General features: G+C 58.7%; 15 protein-coding genes and 1 pseudogene. 7 read left to right on the forward strand and 9 right to left on the reverse strand.

Going from position 1 to position 19,511, the window contains the following annotated elements; translation table 11 throughout:
* Positions 1 to 102 precede the first annotated feature (102 nt).
* Positions 103 to 1,185, forward strand: a complete 1,083-nt coding sequence (locus tag AB5Y76_RS21400) for a protoglobin domain-containing protein (RefSeq protein ID WP_263716885.1) — start codon at positions 103 to 105, stop codon at positions 1,183 to 1,185.
* A 34-nt stretch (positions 1,186 to 1,219) separates the two neighbouring features.
* On the opposite strand, the gene AB5Y76_RS21405 is transcribed toward AB5Y76_RS21400, so the two are convergent.
* Positions 1,220 to 2,443, reverse strand: a complete 1,224-nt coding sequence (locus tag AB5Y76_RS21405) for an MFS transporter (protein WP_263716886.1) — start codon at positions 2,441 to 2,443, stop codon at positions 1,220 to 1,222.
* 180 nt (positions 2,444 to 2,623) lie between these two features.
* Positions 2,624 to 3,631 (reverse strand): protease SohB, encoded by a 1,008-nt coding sequence (gene sohB / locus AB5Y76_RS21410; protein WP_263716887.1) that lies wholly within the window; start codon positions 3,629 to 3,631, stop codon positions 2,624 to 2,626.
* A gap of 222 nt (positions 3,632 to 3,853) precedes the next feature.
* Here sohB and AB5Y76_RS21415 point away from each other — a divergent pair, with 222 nt between their 5' ends.
* Positions 3,854 to 4,609 (forward strand): YciK family oxidoreductase, encoded by a 756-nt coding sequence (locus AB5Y76_RS21415; RefSeq protein WP_005334909.1) that lies wholly within the window; start codon positions 3,854 to 3,856, stop codon positions 4,607 to 4,609.
* Positions 4,610 to 4,736: 127 nt separating this feature from the next.
* Positions 4,737 to 5,651, forward strand: a complete 915-nt coding sequence (locus tag AB5Y76_RS21420) for a LysR family transcriptional regulator (protein ID WP_139463475.1) — start codon at positions 4,737 to 4,739, stop codon at positions 5,649 to 5,651.
* A 15-nt stretch (positions 5,652 to 5,666) separates the two neighbouring features.
* Here AB5Y76_RS21420 and AB5Y76_RS21425 read toward each other — a convergent pair whose 3' ends face one another.
* The gene (locus AB5Y76_RS21425; RefSeq protein WP_263716888.1) at positions 5,667 to 6,839 is read right to left on the reverse strand and encodes an MFS transporter; all 1,173 of its coding nucleotides are present in this window, start codon (positions 6,837 to 6,839) and stop codon (positions 5,667 to 5,669) included.
* Positions 6,840 to 7,021: 182 nt separating this feature from the next.
* Here AB5Y76_RS21425 and AB5Y76_RS21430 point away from each other — a divergent pair, with 182 nt between their 5' ends.
* Together AB5Y76_RS21430 and AB5Y76_RS21435 are read left to right on the forward strand one after the other, a co-directional pair.
* A complete protein-coding gene (locus AB5Y76_RS21430; RefSeq protein WP_201904797.1) occupies positions 7,022 to 8,164 on the forward strand; it encodes a MalY/PatB family protein in 1,143 nt (380 codons plus the stop codon).
* Positions 8,165 to 8,245: 81 nt separating this feature from the next.
* Positions 8,246 to 9,661 carry a TAXI family TRAP transporter solute-binding subunit gene (locus AB5Y76_RS21435; RefSeq protein WP_263716889.1) on the forward strand — a complete coding sequence of 472 codons (1,416 nt, stop codon included), beginning with the start codon at positions 8,246 to 8,248 and terminating at the stop codon, positions 9,659 to 9,661.
* 124 nt (positions 9,662 to 9,785) lie between these two features.
* Here AB5Y76_RS21435 and AB5Y76_RS21440 read toward each other — a convergent pair whose 3' ends face one another.
* On the reverse strand, positions 9,786 to 10,700 hold the full coding sequence (locus AB5Y76_RS21440) for a LysR family transcriptional regulator (RefSeq protein WP_005353868.1): 915 nt from the start codon (positions 10,698 to 10,700) through the stop codon (positions 9,786 to 9,788).
* Between the two features lie 170 nt (positions 10,701 to 10,870).
* On the opposite strand from AB5Y76_RS21440, the gene AB5Y76_RS21445 reads away from it, so the two are divergent.
* Positions 10,871 to 12,127 carry an adenylosuccinate synthetase gene (locus AB5Y76_RS21445; RefSeq protein WP_005334922.1) on the forward strand — a complete coding sequence of 419 codons (1,257 nt, stop codon included), beginning with the start codon at positions 10,871 to 10,873 and terminating at the stop codon, positions 12,125 to 12,127.
* A gap of 57 nt (positions 12,128 to 12,184) precedes the next feature.
* Here the strand turns inward: AB5Y76_RS21445 and AB5Y76_RS21450 are convergent, their stop codons facing one another.
* The 4 genes from AB5Y76_RS21450 to AB5Y76_RS21465 all read right to left on the reverse strand — a co-directional run bounded on the left by AB5Y76_RS21450 (position 12,185) and on the right by AB5Y76_RS21465 (position 17,957).
* Positions 12,185 to 13,513: an IS4 family transposase gene (locus tag AB5Y76_RS21450; protein WP_263716891.1), complete on the reverse strand. Its 1,329-nt coding sequence runs from the start codon at positions 13,511 to 13,513 to the stop codon at positions 12,185 to 12,187.
* 231 nt (positions 13,514 to 13,744) lie between these two features.
* On the reverse strand, positions 13,745 to 14,581 hold the full coding sequence (locus AB5Y76_RS21455) for a hypothetical protein (RefSeq protein WP_263716893.1): 837 nt from the start codon (positions 14,579 to 14,581) through the stop codon (positions 13,745 to 13,747).
* Entirely contained in the window at positions 14,578 to 16,386 is a 1,809-nt protein-coding gene (locus AB5Y76_RS21460; RefSeq protein WP_263716894.1) for a hypothetical protein, read from the reverse strand. Before AB5Y76_RS21460 ends, AB5Y76_RS21455 begins: the two co-directional genes overlap by 4 nt.
* Before the next feature lie 11 nt (positions 16,387 to 16,397).
* Positions 16,398 to 17,957, reverse strand: a complete 1,560-nt coding sequence (locus AB5Y76_RS21465; RefSeq protein WP_263716895.1) for an OmpA family protein — start codon at positions 17,955 to 17,957, stop codon at positions 16,398 to 16,400.
* A 493-nt stretch (positions 17,958 to 18,450) separates the two neighbouring features.
* Between AB5Y76_RS21465 and AB5Y76_RS21470 the strand changes: the two are divergent.
* Positions 18,451 to 18,849: pseudogene (locus AB5Y76_RS21470) on the forward strand (alpha-glucosidase); the annotation flags it as partial.
* A 100-nt stretch (positions 18,850 to 18,949) separates the two neighbouring features.
* Here AB5Y76_RS21470 and AB5Y76_RS21475 read toward each other — a convergent pair.
* Positions 18,950 to 19,501: a hemerythrin domain-containing protein gene (locus AB5Y76_RS21475; protein WP_005353878.1), complete on the reverse strand. Its 552-nt coding sequence runs from the start codon at positions 19,499 to 19,501 to the stop codon at positions 18,950 to 18,952.
* Positions 19,502 to 19,511: the final 10 nt, after the last annotated feature.

The following is a 19,511-nucleotide window of genomic DNA, read 5'->3' on the forward strand; positions in this document are numbered from 1 at the left end:
CGCACGCCGCCAGCCTCACTGACTACACTATCAGTTGCCACGCCAGCTTGTTTGTCCCACCTCACGGACAGCGTAACGCCCAGTAATAAACCGAGGACGACGATGAATCCGACCGAACAGACCCTGCTTGAGCAGATGAGGATCACCGACTTCGAGATTGCCCATCGCAAGGAGTTATTGCTGCTCAATGAGCAGGATGTGGCGCGGCTGGCAAGTTATTGCGGCAAGATAGAACCACGGATAGACGCCCTGGTGGATCGCTTCTACCAGCAGCAGACGGCCATCACCGAGATCGCCCTGTTGATCGGGGATGCCGATACCCTCATACGGTTGCGCACCGCGCAACGGCGCTATGTGCTCGATCTCTTCAGCGGCCATTACGATCTGGAGTACGTCAACAACCGGCTGCGGATCGGGTTGGTTCACAAGCGGATCGGGGTCGAACCCAAGCTCTATCTGGCCGCCATCAACACCCTCAAAGCCCTGCTGATCGAGGATATGTTCGAGCAGATCCACGATGAACCGGAGCGTCTCGTCATGCTGGCCGCACTGGACAAACTCTTTCTGTTCGACATCACTCTGGTCTTCGAAACCTACATTCGCAGTCTAGTGTCGGAAATAGAGTCCTCCAGAGAGAAGTCAGAGAACTATGCCAAGAGTCTGGAGCAGAAAGTACGCGAGCGTACCAAACAACTGGAGGAGCTGAACCGCACCGATGCCCTGACCGGATTGCTCAACGTTCGCCACCTCAACGAGCTGTTGCTGCTAAGCCTGCGCACCTGTCAGCGCCGTGCCGAACCCATGGCCATCGCCTATCTCGATATCGACAACTTCAAGCAAATCAACGATACCGAAGGTCACCAGCGCGGAGACGAGATCCTGCGCATCGTCGGCAACTGCATCCGTCAGGTCTTTCGCGCCGAAGACAGCTGCTTTCGTTATGGGGGAGATGAGTTCTGCCTGATCCTGCCCAACTGCAACGAGAGTCAGGCGCGGGATATCTATCTCAAACGATTGGTCAACACCGTCAAGGAGCAGCTGGGCGATCTCACCCTCAGTATGGGCATAGTGCAGACCGGGCCGGAGCACTACGACGACGGGCTAAACCTGATCCGGCTCGCCGACGAGAGGATGTACGCAGCCAAGAAGGCGCTCAAGGAGAAGACGCCGGGTAGCACGCACTGAACATTCAGCATCACAGATCCCCGCATTAACTGGGTCAGCTCCGCTCAACCACAGACGTGGCCACTGCGGGACGCTGTACTCTGGCCCCCCACTCATAGAGCGCAAAAATCGCCACACAAAGCATCGCCATCAGCACATAGAGCCACTGACCGCTCCACTGCTCGAGGATCCAGCCTCCCAGCAGGGCGCCGGCGGCTCCTCCCAACCCGGCCAGTGCACTGGCGCCAAAATAGCTTCCCTTGAGGTGGGTGGGGGCCATCTGGTCGATCAGCACGTTGAGCAGGGGGAAGAGGATGGTCTCGCCGATGCTGAGCAGCAGCACGGCGCCAAACCAGTGACTGCGCACCATCGGGTCCCCCAGCGCGAAGAGCAGTTGGGCCGCCAGAAAGAGCGCCATGCCGATATGAAGCCGCACCCGCACCGGCCAGCGTGACAACAACCGCAGCAGCGGAAACTGCAGCAGCACCACGGTCAGGGCGTTGGTCGCCACCAGCAGAGCAACCAGCTCGGCCACCTGCGGCATACCGGCTCGGGTCAGGTATTGCACCAGCGGCGAGTGAAACTGGGAGTAGACCAGCACCATCAGGAGATTGGCCATCACCAGCAGCAGGAAGGCGCGATCCGCCAACAACACCTTGATGGCATCCCGCAGTCCGGGGCCAGCAGTCCCCGGCTTGCCTGTGCTGCCAGCCCGGCGAAATCCCCAGCCAAAGGCCAGCGCCAGCAGCAGATAGCTCACCACCAGAAACAAGAAGGTCTCCTGCTGGGCGTTGATCCCGAGGGTCACCCCGAGCAGAGGCCCCAACGCCGCCCCCAGGTTGAGCAGAAAATAGCGCAGGTGCAGTGCCAACTCCCGCGCCTTGGCCGAGGCCAGACTGTCAGCCATCAACGCCTTACCGGGGGCATCGATGAGCCCCGACGAGAGGCCGCTACCCATCACCCCGACCCCAAGCCAGAACACCGCATGGGAGAAGCCGAGCAGGCCGAAACAGAGCATCGCCACCAGACAACCGGCCAGCAGTATGCTGCGCCGCCCGAAGCGATCAGAGAGCCAGCCGCCGTAAAAACTGACCAGGGTAGAGAGGGCCATCGAGCCACCCAGCAACAGGCCGATGAAGGTGGCCGAAAGGTCATACTCCCGATAGAGCAGAATGGAGAGGAAGGGCCACACCATGTAGTAGCTGGTACGCACCATGAAGGTGCCCAGAATGACGATCCAGACCAGCGGGGTAAATTGCCTGAAGGTGCTCCATGACATCGCTATGCTCCATGCCCCGCAGCTCTTACCACAAGATCCTGTCATAAACGGGGAAAGCATTCAGTTGTAACAGAGGGCCTCAATAGAAACAACCCTCGCTCACCGACAAGGTGCAACCGGATGCAAAAAGGCCAGCCGATGGGCATCGGCTGGCCTTTTTATCGCGGGATTTCCCTCGGGCTAGCGCCAGGGGCTCTGCTGCCACAGACGCCCCAGTCCGGCTTCCAGCGCCTGAGCGCCCTGCTGTCCCAGCTTCTGGGTCAGGCTTTTTGGCTTGCGATAGCTGATGCCGATCACCTTGTGGTGGCTGGCCTGCGCCAGCAGATAGTCATCACTGGTGCAGAGGGTATCCACCAACCCCAGCCCCTTGGCCTGACTTGCCAGCCAGTGCTCACCGGTCGTGACCTGATCGATATCGAGTTGCGGGCGGTGTTCGGCCACAAAGGCCTTGAAGCGCTCGTGGATCGCCGCCAGCTCCTCGCGAAACTTCTCGCGCCCCAGATCGTCATTCTCGCCGAACATGGTGATAGTGCGCTTGTACTGACCGGCGGTGTGCATCTCGAATTCGATATCGTGCTTTTTCAACAACTTGTTGAAGTTCGGCAGCTGGGCGATCACCCCGATGGAGCCGACGATGGCAAAGGGGGCAGCCAGGATCTTGTCCGCCACGCAAGCCATCATGTAGCCGCCGCTTGCCGCCACCTTGTCAATCGCCACGGTGAGCTTGATGTCACGATCGCGCAGCCGCTGCAGCTGGGAGGCAGCCAAGCCATAGCCATGCACCACGCCGCCACCGGATTCGAGTCGCAGCAGCACCTCGTCGCCAGGCTGGGCGACGCCGATCACCGCGCTCACCTCTTCGCGCAGGGAGGCCACCTCTTTGGCATCCATGCTGCCGTTGAAATCGAGCACGAACAGGCGACTGCGCTCATCCCCCGACTTGGCGCGTTTTTTCTGCTCCTCTTTCTGCTGCTTTTCCAGCACCTTGCGCTCGGCCTTGCTGGCGAGCGCGCTCTTGAGGGCAAACTGCCCCTGCTCCAGCTCACTCGAGAGATCGGTCACCACCAGCTCACCCTTGCGCGCTTTCGGCTGGCGAGTGCTGACGATCATCAGGATGATGGCGCCGATGGCCAGCAGGAAGGTCACTGTCTTGGCCAAAAACAGGCCATATTCGGTCAGAAATGTCACGATGGACTCCAGAATGGATCGGTTTTCGTCACATTCTAGGGAGTTTGATGGAGGCGCGCAAAAAATCGCAGCCAGTGCCAGGAAAAACCAACCCGAGCATCACAACCTCTCTATTTTCTTCACATTTTTCTTGCCGCTGGCTGGTCAAACAGGCGCGCGGATCAGTACACTTGGCGCCGATTGCCATGCACTTATGGCCGGAATTTGTTAACAGGAGTTGTCATGCTCGATTATCAGGCGCCCCGCGATCTGCTCAAGGATAAAGTCATTCTGGTCACCGGTGCCGGCGACGGGATCGGCCGCGAAGCCGCCCTCACCTACGCCGCTCACGGTGCCACCGTGATCCTGCTCGGCCGCACCAGCGCCAAACTCGAAGCCGTGTATGACCAGATTGAAGCGGCCGGTTATCCGCTGCCAGCCATCGTGCCGGTGGATCTGAAAGGGGCCACCGCCGCCCACTACCGCGGCATGGCCGAAACCTTCGCCCAGCAGTTTGGCCGCCTCGACGGCGTGCTGTTCAACGCCGGTCTGCTTGGCACCCTCTCTCCGTTTGAACACATTCAGGAGAAGGAGTGGGACGAGGTGATGCAGGTCAACGTCAAATCGGAATTCCTGCTGACCCAAGCGCTGCTGCCGCTGCTGCGCCAAACCGCCAAGGCGCAGGGCGATGCCTCCATCGTCTACACCTCCTCCAGCGTGGGGCGCAAGGGGCGCGCCTACTGGGGCACCTATGCCATCTCCAAATTTGCCATCGAGGGGATGATGGAAGTGCTGGCCGACGAGCTTGAGAACACCGGTGTGCGGGTCAATACCCTAAACCCGGGCGGTACCCGTACCAAGATGCGCGCCAGCGCCTTCCCGGCGGAAGATCCCATGAACCTCAAGACTCCGGCCGACCTGATGCCCCTCTACCTCTACCTGATGGGGTCGGACAGCCGCGGCAAAACCGGCCAGACCTTTGTGGCTCAGCCAAAATAAACAGGCGGCTCAGCCCAAATAAATCAATAAAATACCCAGAGTGTTGTGCGGCAGGGGTTAAATTGAATAGGGGGCACAGGCTCCCTGTTCGAACCACTGACCATCCTATCTCCAATCAGGTTGAACTATGTTTCGTCCCAAGAGCACGTTTGAGCAATGGCGGATCTTTCAGGCGGTGGTCGACTGCGGCGGCTACGCCCAGGCGGCCGAGGCGCTGAACAAGAGCCAGTCCTCCCTCAATCATGCGGTTGCGAAGTTGCAGCAGAGTCTGGGGGTGCCCTTGCTGGAGGTGCGCGGCCGCAAGGCGGTGCTGACACCGGCGGGCGAGATCTTCCTCAAGCGGGCCCGTCAGCTGAGCCAGCAGGTGGAGGAGCTGGAAAATCTGGCCAACAACCTGGAGCGGCAATGGGAGCCGCAGATCAACCTCTATGTTTCGGCGCTACAGCCAAGGGATCGCCTCTATCGGGCCTTGGCCAGCTTCTATCCCCGCAGCCGGGGTTGCCGGGTCAACCTGCACGAACGCATTCACTGCCACTTCAACGCCCTGCAACCGGGGGATCTGATGCTCTCCGAGCACCTGCCCGGCGATCGCACCGGCCTGTTGCTGGACGAGGTGTGCCTGCTGCCTCTCTGCGCCGCCAGCCATCCGCTGGCGCAAGAGGAGGGGCCCATCCGCAGCGACGTATTGACCAGCCACAACCAGATCAGCCTTCATCCCCCCATTCACCGCTCGGTGGACTGGAACGATGCAGATGACACCGGCTGGAAGGCGACCCACTACCACGAAGTGCTCGCCATGCTGCGCCTCGGCCTCGGCTATGCCTGGCTGCCGCGCCATCTGGTAGAGCGGGAGCTGGCGGAAGGTTCACTCATACAGCTGGATCTGGAGAGCGGCAACGAACGCCACCTCTACACCTATCTGCTGACCCTCTCCCCCGAATCCCTCGGCCCTGCGACCGAGCTGCTGCTGCGCTGCCTGCGTAACGAGTATCAGGGCGAGTCATCGCAGCTCCCGCACGCCCAGCCCCAACACGACAAATAACAGCCAGCTCCCCCGTCAGACGTTGGGCACCCGCCAGCTGGCGGCCAGTGCCACCAATGCCAATCCCAACGCCACCATAAAGACCCCGTGGAAACTCCACACCTCCGCCACCACACCGGCGATGGCCCCTGCCATGATGGAACCGGTGCGGATGCTGTTGGCAAACAGGGTAGTCGCCACCCCGGCCCGCCCCGGCATCAGATCCTGAAAGTAAGACATGCCGATCCCCGCCACGATACCGATGAAGATGGCGTTGAACAGCTGCAAGGCGATCAGGGCGTATTGGTCGGTGAGGGTCACCAGACCTGTGTAAAAGGCCGCGCCAGCCAGCACCGCCAGCAACATCATGGGGCGCTTGCCAAAGCGAGCCGTGTAGTAACCCGCCAGCAGCATGAAGGGGATCTCCAGCGCCGCTGCCGTGCCCATCAGGATACCGGCAAGCTTCTCATCCATCCCGAGCTCCCGGGTGATGTAAAGCGGCATATTGATGAGGTACATGCTGTTGCAGGTCCACATCAGGGTTGAGGCGATAAAGAGCGCCCGTACCGCCGGATCCCGCCAACTGCTGACCCGCTCGGTCTCTTCAGCCATCTTGGGCAAAGGCAGAGAGGGCAGCCAGCGCCACACCACCAGGGCGCAGAGCAGGTAGGCCAGTGCCGAGGCCAGGTACATCAGCTCGAAACCGTAGCCGATGGCCAGCGCGAAGGCGATGGGCGGGCCTATGACCCAGGCCAGCGAAAACTGGGCCCGCATCACCGAGCTGAACATGTCAGCCCGCTGGTTGCGGCTGTCAGAATACTCCCGCGCCAGCGCAAACAGCTGGGGACTGGCCGTGGCCGCCAGCGCCGCCAGCATCACCCCCAGACTCGCCAGCAGCCAGTAGTTGCGGTTCCAGGCAAACAGCAAGGAGAGCGCCACCCCGGCAAAACAGCAGCGCAGGATCAGTCGCTTGCGATCCCCCTTGTTGTCGGAGCGGTGGCCAAGCCACTGGCTGACCAGAATGCCCACCACCGCATTGATGGTATAGAAGAGCCCGACCAGAAAGGGGCGCACCTGCACCTCCTCGGCCAGAAACAGACTTAAGGTAGGCACCTGCAGTGCCACCGCGACGCCGGTCATAAAGGTCACGGCAAGAAATGAAAGAGAGACGGGATCCGGGCGTTTGACCGCCGCTATCGACAAGCTCATAGGGTTACCACTGATTGGAGGGACGATACGGGCTAACGGGCAGCAGCCGTATGAAAATTCGGCGCCTATCTTATGTCACTATCAAGAGCGGGCTCAAGGATGGCATAAGCGGGTATGCGCCTTGCGAGGGAGGCCGCGACCCCGTAGAGTGAAAGCCCATCCTGCCAGCACAAGGAGTTCGCATGTTTGATTTTGATCAGGAAGTAGACCGCAGTGGCACCATGAGCCTGAAATGGGACAAGTACAAGGGTCAGGATGTGCTGCCCATGTGGGTTGCCGATACCGACTTTGTCTCCCCCCCGTCCGTGATTGAGGCGTTGACCAAACGGGTCGCCCACGGCATTTTCGGCTATTCACGCCCCTCGCCGCGCCTGATCGAACTCATTATCGAACGGATGGCGACCCGCTATGGCTGGGCAATCGAGCCCGAATGGCTGGTGTTCCTGCCCGGCGTGGTGCCGGGGCTCAACCTCGCCTGCAAGGCCTGGAGCCAGCATGGCCGCGGTATCATCACCCCCAAGCCGGTCTACTACCCCTTCCTGCAGGCGCCGGGCTTCAATGATCGTCCCCTGCTTACCGTGCCGATGATTGAAGAAGCCGGTCGCTGGGTGCTGGATCTGGAAGAGCTGGAGCGTCAGGCCCCCGCCGCAGATCTGCTGCTGCTCTGCAACCCCCATAACCCGGGCGGCACCATCTTCACCCGTGACGAGCTGCTGGCCATCGATGCCATCGCCGCGCGCCACAATCTGGTGATCTGCTCCGATGAAATCCACTGCGATCTACTGCTGGATAAAAACGCCCGCCACATTCCCTACGGCGCCATCAGTGCACAAGCAGCCGAGCGCTGCGCGGTGATGATGGCCCCGAGCAAGACCTTCAATATCGCCGGTCTCTGCTGCTCCTTCGCCATTATCCCCAACGCCCGTCTGCGCTTCAGGCTGCAACAGGCGATGCGCGGCATCAGCGCCGACGTCAACCTGCTGGGCTTTGTCGCCGCCGAAGCGGCCTATGAAGGTGGCGAACAGTGGCTGACCGAGCAACTCGACTATCTGGCGGCCAATCTGGCCCTGATCCAGCAGGCGGTGGCCCGCTGGCCCGGCGTCAAGCTGGCCAGTCATCAGGCGACGTATCTGGCCTGGATCGATGTGAGCGCACTTGGCCTTGCCGATCCCATCGCCTTCTTCGAGCAGGCCGGCGTTGGTCTCTCCCCCGGCGCCCAGTTTGGCGACGGCCAGTTCGTGCGGCTCAACTTCGGCTGCACCAGGGCACGGCTGACCGACGCGCTGGCGCGGATGGAGCGGGCAATCCTCAACAACAAGCCCTGATCAGCCAGCAACGGGATGGGCAAGCCCCATCCCTTTTTCGCTGTGTCATCAGCCAGCGGTCAACTCAGTCAACGGTCAATTATGTCTCTACGGATCTTGCATCACCTTCTGCTCCCACTCTGTGCACTCTCTGCGCTGCTCTCCTTTGGCAGCCAGGCGCTGACTATCGGAACGGGCCCGCTCAATGGGGTCTACTACCCGACCGGTGGCGCCATCTGCCGGGTGCTCAATGCCGGCCATGCCCTGCATGGGGACAGCTGCACCGTGCAGAGCACCCGTGGCTCGATGGCCAACCTCAAGGCACTCGACAAGGGGGACGTACAGCTGGCACTGGTACAATCCGATGTATTGCACCACGCCCTGCACGGCACCGGTCCCTTCAGTGGGCAGGGGGCCAACCATGAGCTGCGCAGCCTGTTTCGCCTCTATCAGGAGTCGCTGACCCTGCTGGCCGCCCCCAATAGCGGCATCACCACCCTGGCAGATATCGAAGGGAAGCGGGTCTATCCGGGCAACAAGGGCGCCGGTGAGCAGATCACCAGCCAGGCCCTGATGGCAGCCATGGGATGGCAACCCGGGCAGTTTGCTGCCTATCAGCTCAAGTCGGACAGCGAACCGCTGGAAGGGCTGTGCGACGGCTCGCTGGATGCCGCTTTTGTGGTTGCCGGTCACCCCAGTCTGGCGGTCGGCGATCTGATCAGCCGCTGCAAGGTGCGCCTCATCCCCATCGAAGGGGAGCAGATCGACACGCTGCTCAAGCAACACCCCTACTACCAGCGCAGCCGTATCGCCGCCAACCTCTATCCGGGACAGACCACAGCCATCAACAATATCGGGATGAGTGCCGAACTGGTGGCGCTGGCCAGCCTGCCGGACCCCATCGTCCGTACCGTGCGCGATACCCTGCTGGCCCGGGTCAAGCAGTTCAGCCGGCTGCATCCTGCCCTGAGCAAGGTGACCCCCGAGCAGTTGCAGGCGCAAACCGAACTGCCCCTCCATGCGGGGATGTCGGATCAACCGCCAGCCCCCTTGCCACTGACCCCCGAGCAGTTAACCGCGGAACAGCTGATGCCGGAGCCGTTAGCACCAGCGCCATCGGCCTCGGAGGCGGTGCCCACGACAGGGCCGGTGAGTGCCGCCGACGGGGCGACTGCGCCCTCTGACGCGACCGCCACCAGCAGTGCCGCAGTGACGACAGAAGCCACAGAGGTTAATCCCTTGCCCGAAGAGGCGCTCGAGGTCACCTCTGAGCTCACTACGCCAGCCACCGAGGGTGAGAGCGGGGCCCCTTCGGCCTCTTCTGCAGTGTCAACGGTTCCACCACCATCGGCTGCCGTTTCGACTCAGTTGCCACAGAGCGTCTCTGCGGCCACTACGCCGCAAGAGCAGGCAATCCAGCCTGCCAATAGCGCGGTGAGTGGCGAAACCCCACCGCAGAATAAAACCGATACACTTCCCTCCCCATCCATCAGCGCAGCCACACCGCTGCAACCCTGAATGGTCAGCGCCAACAAATACATCAGGGCAGCCTCGGCTGCCCTGATTGTTTACGCGCGTTCGATAGTGACGCAATTGATGGCTGCACAGTCACCCCGATAGGCCTGCTCACCTTGCCGTACCGCTACGGCTCCATCACCCGGGTCAGATAGGGGTTGGGCTTCTGGATCTCCTCCTCCACCCAGTGTAGCAACTGCTTGATGGCCCGCGACAACACCTGATTCTGGCGCACCACGTAGCCCAGACTGGTACCGGGAAAGTCGCCGAGGCTGGTGACCGGCGCGGTGAGGTTGAGGCGCGGATGCAGGGAGAAGTCCGGCACGATGGCGACACCAAAGCCTGCCTCGGCCCAATCGAGCTGGGCGTCCACGCTGCCCACCTCCATGATGCGACAGGGGGGCAAGGCCAGCAGCGGCAGGGACGGGTCGATCAGCGCCCGGGTGCGGGTGTCGTGACCGAGCAGGATCAGGGTCGGCTCGTCGAGGGGGTCGCTCTCCCCCGCCACCGCCCGCGCCTGCCAGCGGGCAAGGCCGTGGCCCAGCGCGCACCAGGTTACCTGTTGCAGCTCGGTGTAGAAGAGCGGCTCGCTGCGCTTTTGCGCCATGACAAAACCCAGATCCGCCTTGCCCGCCTTGACCAGCTCGGCGGCCTGATCCGAAGTGGTGTTGAACAGGGTAAGGTCGATGCCGGGGAACTCCCGCTTGAAGCGCTGGAACGGCTGGATCAGCAGCAGGCGCGAGATGATGTCGCTGGCGGCGATGGCCAGCGTCCCCTGACTCAGCTGGTTGAGGGCATTGAGATCGGACTGGCAGAGCTGCAACTCGGCAATGGTGCGCTCGGCGCTTTGCAGCAGCCGCTCCCCTGCCTGCGTCAGGCGAAACGGACTGCGCTCGATCAGCCGCACCCGGGTCGCCTGCTCCAGCCGTTTGATATGCAGGCTGACATTGGGTTGGGTCATGTGCAGCTCGGTGGCGGTTTGACCAAAATGTTGCAATCGGGCCAAGGTGACGAAGGTTTGCAGCCAGTGGATATCCAGCATAAGAGTTCCTCAACCCGCGATGTGCGGGGCTTGCCAGGCAAAATCGGACGGTTTGCCGCTTAATTAGCCATAATTATATGTTTTTCTTATCGGAATTATAAAGATAATTAATTTTTCTAATCCGCATCAGGCTCCTAGGATGGACGCCTAACGTCTTAGGAGAAAGAGTCATGTCGTCTATCGTAGTCGTAGGTGCTAACTGGGGTGATGAAGGCAAAGGCCGCATCGTGGATTATCTGGCAGGTCAAGCTGGCGCCAGCATTCGCTTCCAGGGCGGCAACAACGCTGGCCACACCGTGGTCAACGACCTTGGCACCTTCAAGCTGCACCAGGTTCCGAGTGGCGTATTCAACCCGGATTGCCTGGTTGTCCTCGGCCCGGGCATGGTGATCAGCCCCGAGAAACTGACCGTCGAGCTCGACGAAGTCAAAGCCTCCGGCGTGACTCCGAAGCTGGCCATCTCTGACCGCGCAACCCTCTGCCTGCCGCTGCACGCACTGGAAGATACCCTGGAAGAGCAACGTCTTGGTGACGGCGCCTATGGCTCCACCCGTCAGGGCATCGCCCCTGCCTACGGCGATCGCGTCATGAAAAAAGCGATCCTGGTTGGCTGGCTGAAACAGCCGGACGTGCTGGTCGAGCGCATCCAGTTCATGCTGGACTGGAAACTGCCGCAGATGAAGGCTATCTACCCCTCCTTCGAATTCACCCAGACTGCCCAGGAGATGGCCGACTGGCTGCTGGAAGTCTCTGCCCCGTGGATCGACGCCGTCTGCAACGTCAGCATGCCGCTCAAAGCGCTGCAGGCTGAAGGCAAGACCCTGCTGTTCGAAGCGCAGCTGGGCGCTGGCCGTGACCTGATCTACGGCGAATACCCCTGGGTGACCTCCTCCCACGTATCTGGCGCCTACGCCGGTATCGGTGGCGGTCTGCCGGGTCTGCGCCCGGAGCGCGTCATCGCAGTGGCCAAGGCATTCAGCTCCTCTGTCGGTACCGGCACCCTGCTGACCGCCATGGAGAACCAGGACGAGTTCCGCAAGATCACCAACGAGTTCGGTGCCACCACCGGCCGTCCCCGTGATGTCGGTTACTTCGACGCCGTCGCCACCAAGAACGGTGTCGAGCTGCAAGCCGCCACCGAAGTGGCACTGACCAAGCTGGACTGCCTGACCGGTCTGCCGGATCTGAAGATCTGCGTGGCCTACGAAGGTGCCCACACCGAGAACCCGATTTGGCCGCAAACTGCAGCCCTGAAGCCGGTTTACGAGCAGATGGAAAGCTGGAGCGAAGACATCACCGGCTGCCGCACCTTCGAAGAGCTGCCCAAAGCGGCCCAGCAGTACGTGCTGCGTATCGAAGAGCTGCTCGGCGTACCGGTTCCGATGGTTTCCGTCGGCCCGGGCCGTGACGAGATGATCCTGCGCTAAGCCGCACCTCTTATCGTCAAACAAAAAACCGGCATCCATATGCCTAATGCCAGTCAGTTAAGCCTGACTGGCATTGTTTTTATTGGTTTTTTGCACCGCATACTTTTGTGGTCTTGCCTTCACACTGCGGGGGTAACTCCGCTCCCTTCGTTCCGGCAGTACAAACTGCCCCGCCTGCTTATCCAGCTCCGCCACCCGCTTCGGGATACTCCCCGGTGACAAGTACGGCATGCAGCTCAGTTCATGGATGAGGTACACCGATGCCATGTGAAAACTCAGCTGGCTCGCCGTGTATCCCTTCAGACTCGCCGCCATTTTTACCATCTGGCGGCGCAGCAGGTTGTACGCCAACAACACGCCCCACAGCTCTTGCCGTATCCCCATTGCCTTCTTGCTACGCAGGGTCAGTCGGTGTTGTTGCAGGCTGTGCTTCATCTCCCGATAGCCCAACTCGATTTCCCAGCGCTGGCTGTAGAGCTCGACAATATCGGCGCTCGGAAAGCGCATCGGGTCGACCATTGAGGTCAGCACTTGCCGCTCTTTGCCGTTGATGGTGCGGGTAAGTAAGCGGGCTTCTAGTGTCTCTGGCAGCTGCGACCACTTCTTCCTCGCCTGCGGACTGGTGTTCAGCAAGACCAGTGCATCCTGGCGCCCCAGTTTGCGCACCACCTCGTATTGGGTGCCCTTTTTGAGCGGCAGCAACCAGTGCCGCTCTACGCCCGCAGCCCGCCATGCGTGGAGCAGGCCGAGGGAGTAAAACCCCTTGTCGAACAGGGTGAGCGAGTGGTCCGGCGTGCGCGCGATGAGTTGCTCGGCCAGTACCATCTCGCTGACGGCGCAGCTCTCCATGACGGCTTGCGTGAGCAGGTGGCTGGTCAGCTCCATCTGACAGAGCATGCGCACCTGCGGATAGGTGGTCTCGCCATGCCGGGTACCGGGCTTGGCAAAGGCGGCGGCATTGTCCGGGGTATCGGGTGTGCGCCACATCACGCCATCAACGGCGAGCAGTTGCAGCCCGGCCCAACCCGGATGATTGGCCTGCTGGTGCCAGCGCGAGGCGGTCTCGTGAAACAGGCGTTCGATGCTCTTGTCCCCCAGTTTTTGGCGAGCTTGCAGGAAGGCACTGGGAGCAACGAATGGGCGGTCGCCGGGCAACAGGATATCAAGCTGATTGACCAGCTGGGTCATGGGGACGTGGCGGAAGATGGCCATGCCGATGATGGCCCAGACCAGGCGCTCCATGGGCATACGGCGACGGCGCAGGGTAGCAACGCCCTCTTCGCCGAGCAGGGAAGTGATGAGTTCGAGGTGAATGAGGTCGGAGAGTGACTCAAACTGAGCGGCATTACTGGCGTGTAGGAAATCGAGAGCCTGGTCGATACGCATAAAAAATCCGAAACCAATCAACAGGTTTCGGATTTTCACACAACAGAAGGATCGGTCAATGGATCCTTAACTGATCGGCATTAGCATCCATATGCCGGTTTTTTGTTTGGCTCATGGCCGCGAGTTAATGTCAGCACAGTGAAAAGAAGTAAGTAAAAATAATGCCTGTCAGATTTAACTGACTGGCATTAACTATGATGGTGTTCTTATCCCAACCAGCTTAGCGCTGCGTTACTGCACAGAGACCGTGAGCTCTGGATGCCCAAATGCGATGAGCTGGCCGTTTGACCGTTGGAAATATTGACTCCAGAAGGATTCTAGATTCTGGATCATCTTGCCACTTCGATAGCCGTTCTTTGTATCGGTTGGCACAAAGGCCGCCCCATGCACATAAACCCTGGCACCGTTGAAGTCAGCGACTAGATTAGCCTTTTCGACCTTGGCTAGCTCCACTGCTGGGGAAATATCACGGATCCCTTTGGCTTGATAGAAGCTACCAAAGTCGCTGTATTCCAGCATGTCAGACATCAGCAGAATGATGTTTTCCTTCACGCCATCAGCCGCTCGGATGTCGTCACCCACAGCCTTGAGGCTAAACAGGATCTCGCTGCGCGGGATATCGGTGGAGGATTTGCCCATGGTCTGCACGAAACGCTGACCAAACTGCTGCAACATCTGCTTCGGCTGGGCCGCGAGGCATTTGTCGAGCTTCTTGGCACTCATCATTGGCACATCACCCAGCGTCGACTGGTCGAGCCCTTTCTCCAACTGTCCTGCATATTTGAGCTGCATGTAGTGACCTTCCAAATAAGCGGAGAAGGAGTACAGACGCAACTGATCGCCCGGCTGCAGGAATCGCTTGATATGATCCCAAGCGGTACGCTGCAGATCCGGCGTGAGCGGCGTGGTCTGATCCACCACAACCGACAACATACGGCCCGAGGGCGCAGGCTTGAACTCGGTAATCCTAGCCTGTTGATAGCAACTGCTCAGGTCGTTGCGCTCCGCTGCCATTACGACCACAGGCAGTAAAATTGCCAAAGTCAGGAAGTGTTTCAGAGTTATCACGCTTCCACCTTGTCCAAGAGCTGCAGGCGACGAGCCCGTTTAAGATCTTCCACTAACGCACCCTTCTTGTTGGCAACGTATTCCATATCATCCTCATCGAACTGAGTCAGGTCACCCCAGGCATGAGGATTAAAACTCGCCATCTTGCTGTTGACGGCAAGTGCCTCTCGCTCTTTTTCTGGCTGTTCTATTGCGACAACCGGTGTAGTTATTACTGGCTCAGACACCGGCTTGGGGAAGTGCTGTATGGGCTGGGGAATCTGGATGGGGGGCGCTTTGGCACTGAAGAAATTGACCACGGCGTAGAAACGCTCCTTCTCACCATTGAGCTCCGGGTCATTGATAGCCTCGAAGCGAGGTCCGGCAATAGCGATGATCTCTTCGATCCGCTGGTTGTCCCCAGCTTTTGTGGCGGCGTCCAAGTCGTCTAGGGTCTTCTTGACATAGTTGCGGATCAGATTGGTACCTTGCTTGCCAATCTCACGGTTTTTCTTGATATGATCGATACTCTCCTGCTCTTCCACGTAGCGCAGGAAAGTACGACTGTCTTTGTTATGACTCAGGTTGTCCTTCGTCTTGCCGCTCACTCTGAACACCTTGTCCTGCAACGACTGCAACTTCGCCAAGGAAGATTGAGCGTCTTGGGCAATAGCGTCAGCTTTGATCTTGTGGTGTCTTACAAACTCGGAGGCACTATTGTACTTATGAGTCATCTCCCAAGCCCCACGAGAGTACGTTCCAGCAAAGCTGTGCCTAAATGCAAGGAAGGTTGAAGTAAATTGAATAAAAACGAACAACCCCGATAACACAGCAAAGGTCACCAGCGAAGCACGATGGATGGCATCAATCTGGTCTTGTGCGGACTTCTGGCTGGAACTGGCGGACAACTCTGCCATATCGGATGGCAAAGGAATCTCGTCCTCACCAGATGCAACCGGGAAGTCATCAGTACTCTGGATGACAGCAGTCGGATTCTCGACCAGCAATGCTTCCTGCTGGTTCAGGGTTTCGGTTCGAACCCAGAACGCGGCGACGGCCAGCCCTATGATAAAGATCCCGTACCCGGCAATGATCGAGAAGCGGCGCTGCGGCTGCCCGTATTTATCGATTGGCACATTGATCCGGTTCAGTAATTGCTGGAAGGGTTTAGCGCCATTGTCGTCATAGGTATTGTCGATGGTGGCGTTGAGAGTCTTGGTCATGTCTGCACCATCGCGGATCGACTCGTAAGAGAGGATTTTGTTCACTACCCCGTTACGGTAAAGCTGGCGACCTGCAAGCTCAGACAGAGCCAAGGCAATGATTGAGATAACCAAACCTAGGAAAAAAGCGCCAACAATAGCGGTGTTGGGGGTCGCCATGGTGAGGGCAAACGGCGCTAACGCATAACCAAAGGCAGATGCTTCTATCACCATCAGGACGATCATGAGTAGCCAGATCCCTAACCCTTTCTCAGACCGATCCGCCTCATCCGCTTTTCCCAGATAATCCAGATTGCGTTTGAAGTTCTCTTCCGAGGGCTGATACATCTTGTAGAAGGTGTCATATGCACTACATACACCTTTCTCACCCGGGTTGAAACCTACCGCATTGGGGTTGTCCTCGGATGCCTTCTCGTTTTCGCCGGGGGTCCTTACCCAAGCCGCGATGCGGCCAAACCACGGCATACGAAGCCGCATCTCCATGTGCCAGTATTTTACTTCGTACCAGTAAACGATGGCTGTCACGACTGCAACCATCAAACCGATCACCAGACTGATGATGTGCCAGGCACCCGACAGGGCGTGAATAATATTTTCAAACATATCTAGTTTCCTTAACGACGCTTGGGCAGGTATTGGGCCACGTAGGCGTCACCCTGCTTCGGATAATAAATTTCGCCCGCAACCGCGGAACCAGTTCGTTTGTCGAACACAACGTCCATGCATGACACTGGCGAAGCAGCCTGATTGACGGCGAACACCCGATAGAGGATTTGAGTCTCCCCTTCGTAGGTATTGGCGACTGATTCAATCTTGGTGGTCTGCTTTTTGGATTTTTTGTAATTTGGGATGAACTGCATTGCGGGCTGCTTAGCCACTTTCGCTTCGTCACGCAGGACCGCAACCGGTCCCACCGATGCCACATGACCATTCACGGCAGCAACCCATGGCTTGCCATTGAGGCCAGGGAAGTATTCTTCTGTAGAATGTTCCGCCAGCGGTTGGCCATTCGCCAGGTTCTTAACCTGGCCCTCCACACGAGGCAGATCGCCGATACAAGAACTGATAGGAGCGCTTGCGTAAGCCGGAGTGATAATGGAGAAGGTGGGGGTTTTGGGCGCAATGCTGCCGGTCAGCAGTGAGGAATTGTCAGTAACCAAATGGCCACCAAAGTCGATGGTTCCCTTGCCGGCCAGTTTGACCGTTACAGAACCACTGGCATTCGATGAAGGGGGGAAAACGTCATCCGACTTAGGCTGAGCGACCGGCTTATCCTTGAGGGGGGCTGCAGCAGTAGTCATCGACTCGGCCGTGTTAGCAGACTTAGCGGGTATTGTTTCAGCCTTCACAATCTTTTGGGTCACCGCAGTGGTAGTGGCGGCCAATGCGACCTTGCTCGCAGAACCAGTGCCATGAGCTAAATATTTGGGACTGGCACGTTCCTCACTCACACGCTTGACCAGCAAGGCCTCATTTTGCACCTCGACCAACTCGACCCTGCGGTTCTGTGCTCTACCATTTTCGCTATCATTGCTGGCTATCGGTCGGGAAGAACCAGCCCCCTGGTAGTAGATATCGCTACGAGGCACCCCGGCTGCAGCCAGTATCTGGCCCATTGCCCGAGCTCGTTCTTCAGAGAGGCGCTGATTGAACTGAGCAGCGCCAGCAGAATCGGTATGGCCGACCACCAGCACCTTTCTACGTTGATTCTCGGGGAGTTTGGATTGATCTTCCCGCTTGCTGGCAAACTCTTGCGCCACACGGGTCATTTTCCGATAGCCTTCGGTGGTAAGGGTCGCGGAGCCCACCGGGAACATCTCGGCGTACTCTATAGACGCTTCAAGTCCCACTGCTGTAGGTTTGTCCTTCTGTTTCTGCTGCTCTTGGGCGGCAGCCACTTGCAGTTCACGAACCTGCATTTTTAAGCCTTCTTCTTTGGCTATTTTTTGCAACCGATCAACTCGATCTTTGTACCAAAGGCCGCCGCCACAACCCACAGCAGCACCGGCAACAGCCCCAATGAGCACCTTGTCGCTACCGCCTTGAGTGGCACCAATCGCAGCACCAGCAAGAGCGCCTAGCAGGCCACCACCGGCACAGCTTACCCAACTATCATTCTCGGCCACTTGCTTATCGATGGTTGCACACCCCGTCATCGACAAGGTTATGGCCATCGCCAGCACCGTTGGCCTATATATAGGCATCCTAATCATTACTTATCCCTTTTTTTGTTATGTTTGCCTGAAATAACAAGATTTATTGCCAGCCCCTCAAATCACCGCAAGTCAGTAGACAAAACGCTAAGGACCACGTTGATAAACAATTCCATGATAAATACCAGCACATCAGGAATATCTCGGGACTGGTCTTAATATTGAGTTGGGCAAAAATCATCATCACACCACGTACGGTCACACGCATACCCAGGCCATTCAATAAACAACCAGTTACTTTTATTTGAGTTTTGAGGCAGTTTTCCTGGGTAATACTGTTTCTCCCTAGGCATTTTTCAGCAAAAGACAGGCTCTCTTATCCAGCTATCCAATCGCCTCACCATTGAGAAAATGTCCACAAACCAAGGCTCTCCAAATGGAGTCATACAATCAATATTTCGGCCCATATTGTGCCTCATTCGAGAATCCAATGCAGCCTCATTATGTTGATTGCGAAGGGTGGAGCCCGCTCTGGGCAGAGGTCGCCGACAAGGAGAAAGCGGCGCGGGTGCGCGAAGTGATGCTCAACGCCCAGGAGTTCAACACAAAGATCCCGCTGGGCACAGCCGCGCTGACCAACCCGGCCTACGACCCCAATATCTACTGGCGCGGCCGGGTATGGCTCGATCAGTTCTACTTCGGGGTGAAGGGGCTGGAGAACTACGGCTACCGCAGCGATGCCGAAGCACTGGTCAACAAACTGTTCAACAACGCAGAAGGCTTGGCGGGCAGCGGCCCCATCCGCGAAAACTACAATCCGGAGACCGGCGCCATGCAGGGGGCCAGCAACTTCAGCTGGAGCTCGGCCCACCTCTATATGCTCTATCGCAACTTCCTGAAACCACAGGCGTAAGCTTGCTCCACCATGCAAAAGGCCTCCGGATGGAGGCCTTTCTGTTTTCACTCAAGTTGCACTCACACAATACCTGCCACGCTGCGGGTACGGGCTCGTCTTAGCCGGTCGTGAGCGGCAGAGAGAGGCGTTTAGCCAGTGCCTGGAAGTGCTGGCTCACCTCGGCCCCGAACAGGGGGTCGCCAATGGCGCGATTCTGCCAGTTTTGCTCCAGATGACGCCAGTCATCCTCGGTCAGGGAGTCACGCAGATGGGGGAAGATCACCCCCTCTTCGTAGTTCATGTGCGCCTCTTGCAGCTCCACGAAGCGCTCCAGCTTGGTAGTGAACTGATCGAGGGGGATCACCGCATCCATCAGGATCATCTCCACCATCTCCTTGAGATCGGCCCCGGCCTCCAGCAGCTTGACGTGCTCCTCCTGCAGGCGGTTGGCGACCTCCCCCTCCACCACCCGATATTTCAGGTAGTAGTCATAGATGAGATCTTCCTTGGGATGGTGGTACTTGTCGGAGACCTCCCGCAGGTAGTCGATGACATCGCGCACCAGAAAATAGCTGATGGGCTCTTCGGCACGAATGGCTGCCAGCTTGTGCTTGAGCAGCTCCAAAAGTCGGGCGATGTTGAGATGGTCCTTGTGCAGACTGGATAACATGGGCACTCCT

Source organism: Aeromonas sp. R1-2 (genome assembly GCF_040908505.1).
In the GTDB taxonomy this organism is placed as follows: Bacteria; Pseudomonadota; Gammaproteobacteria; order Enterobacterales; family Aeromonadaceae; genus Aeromonas; species Aeromonas veronii.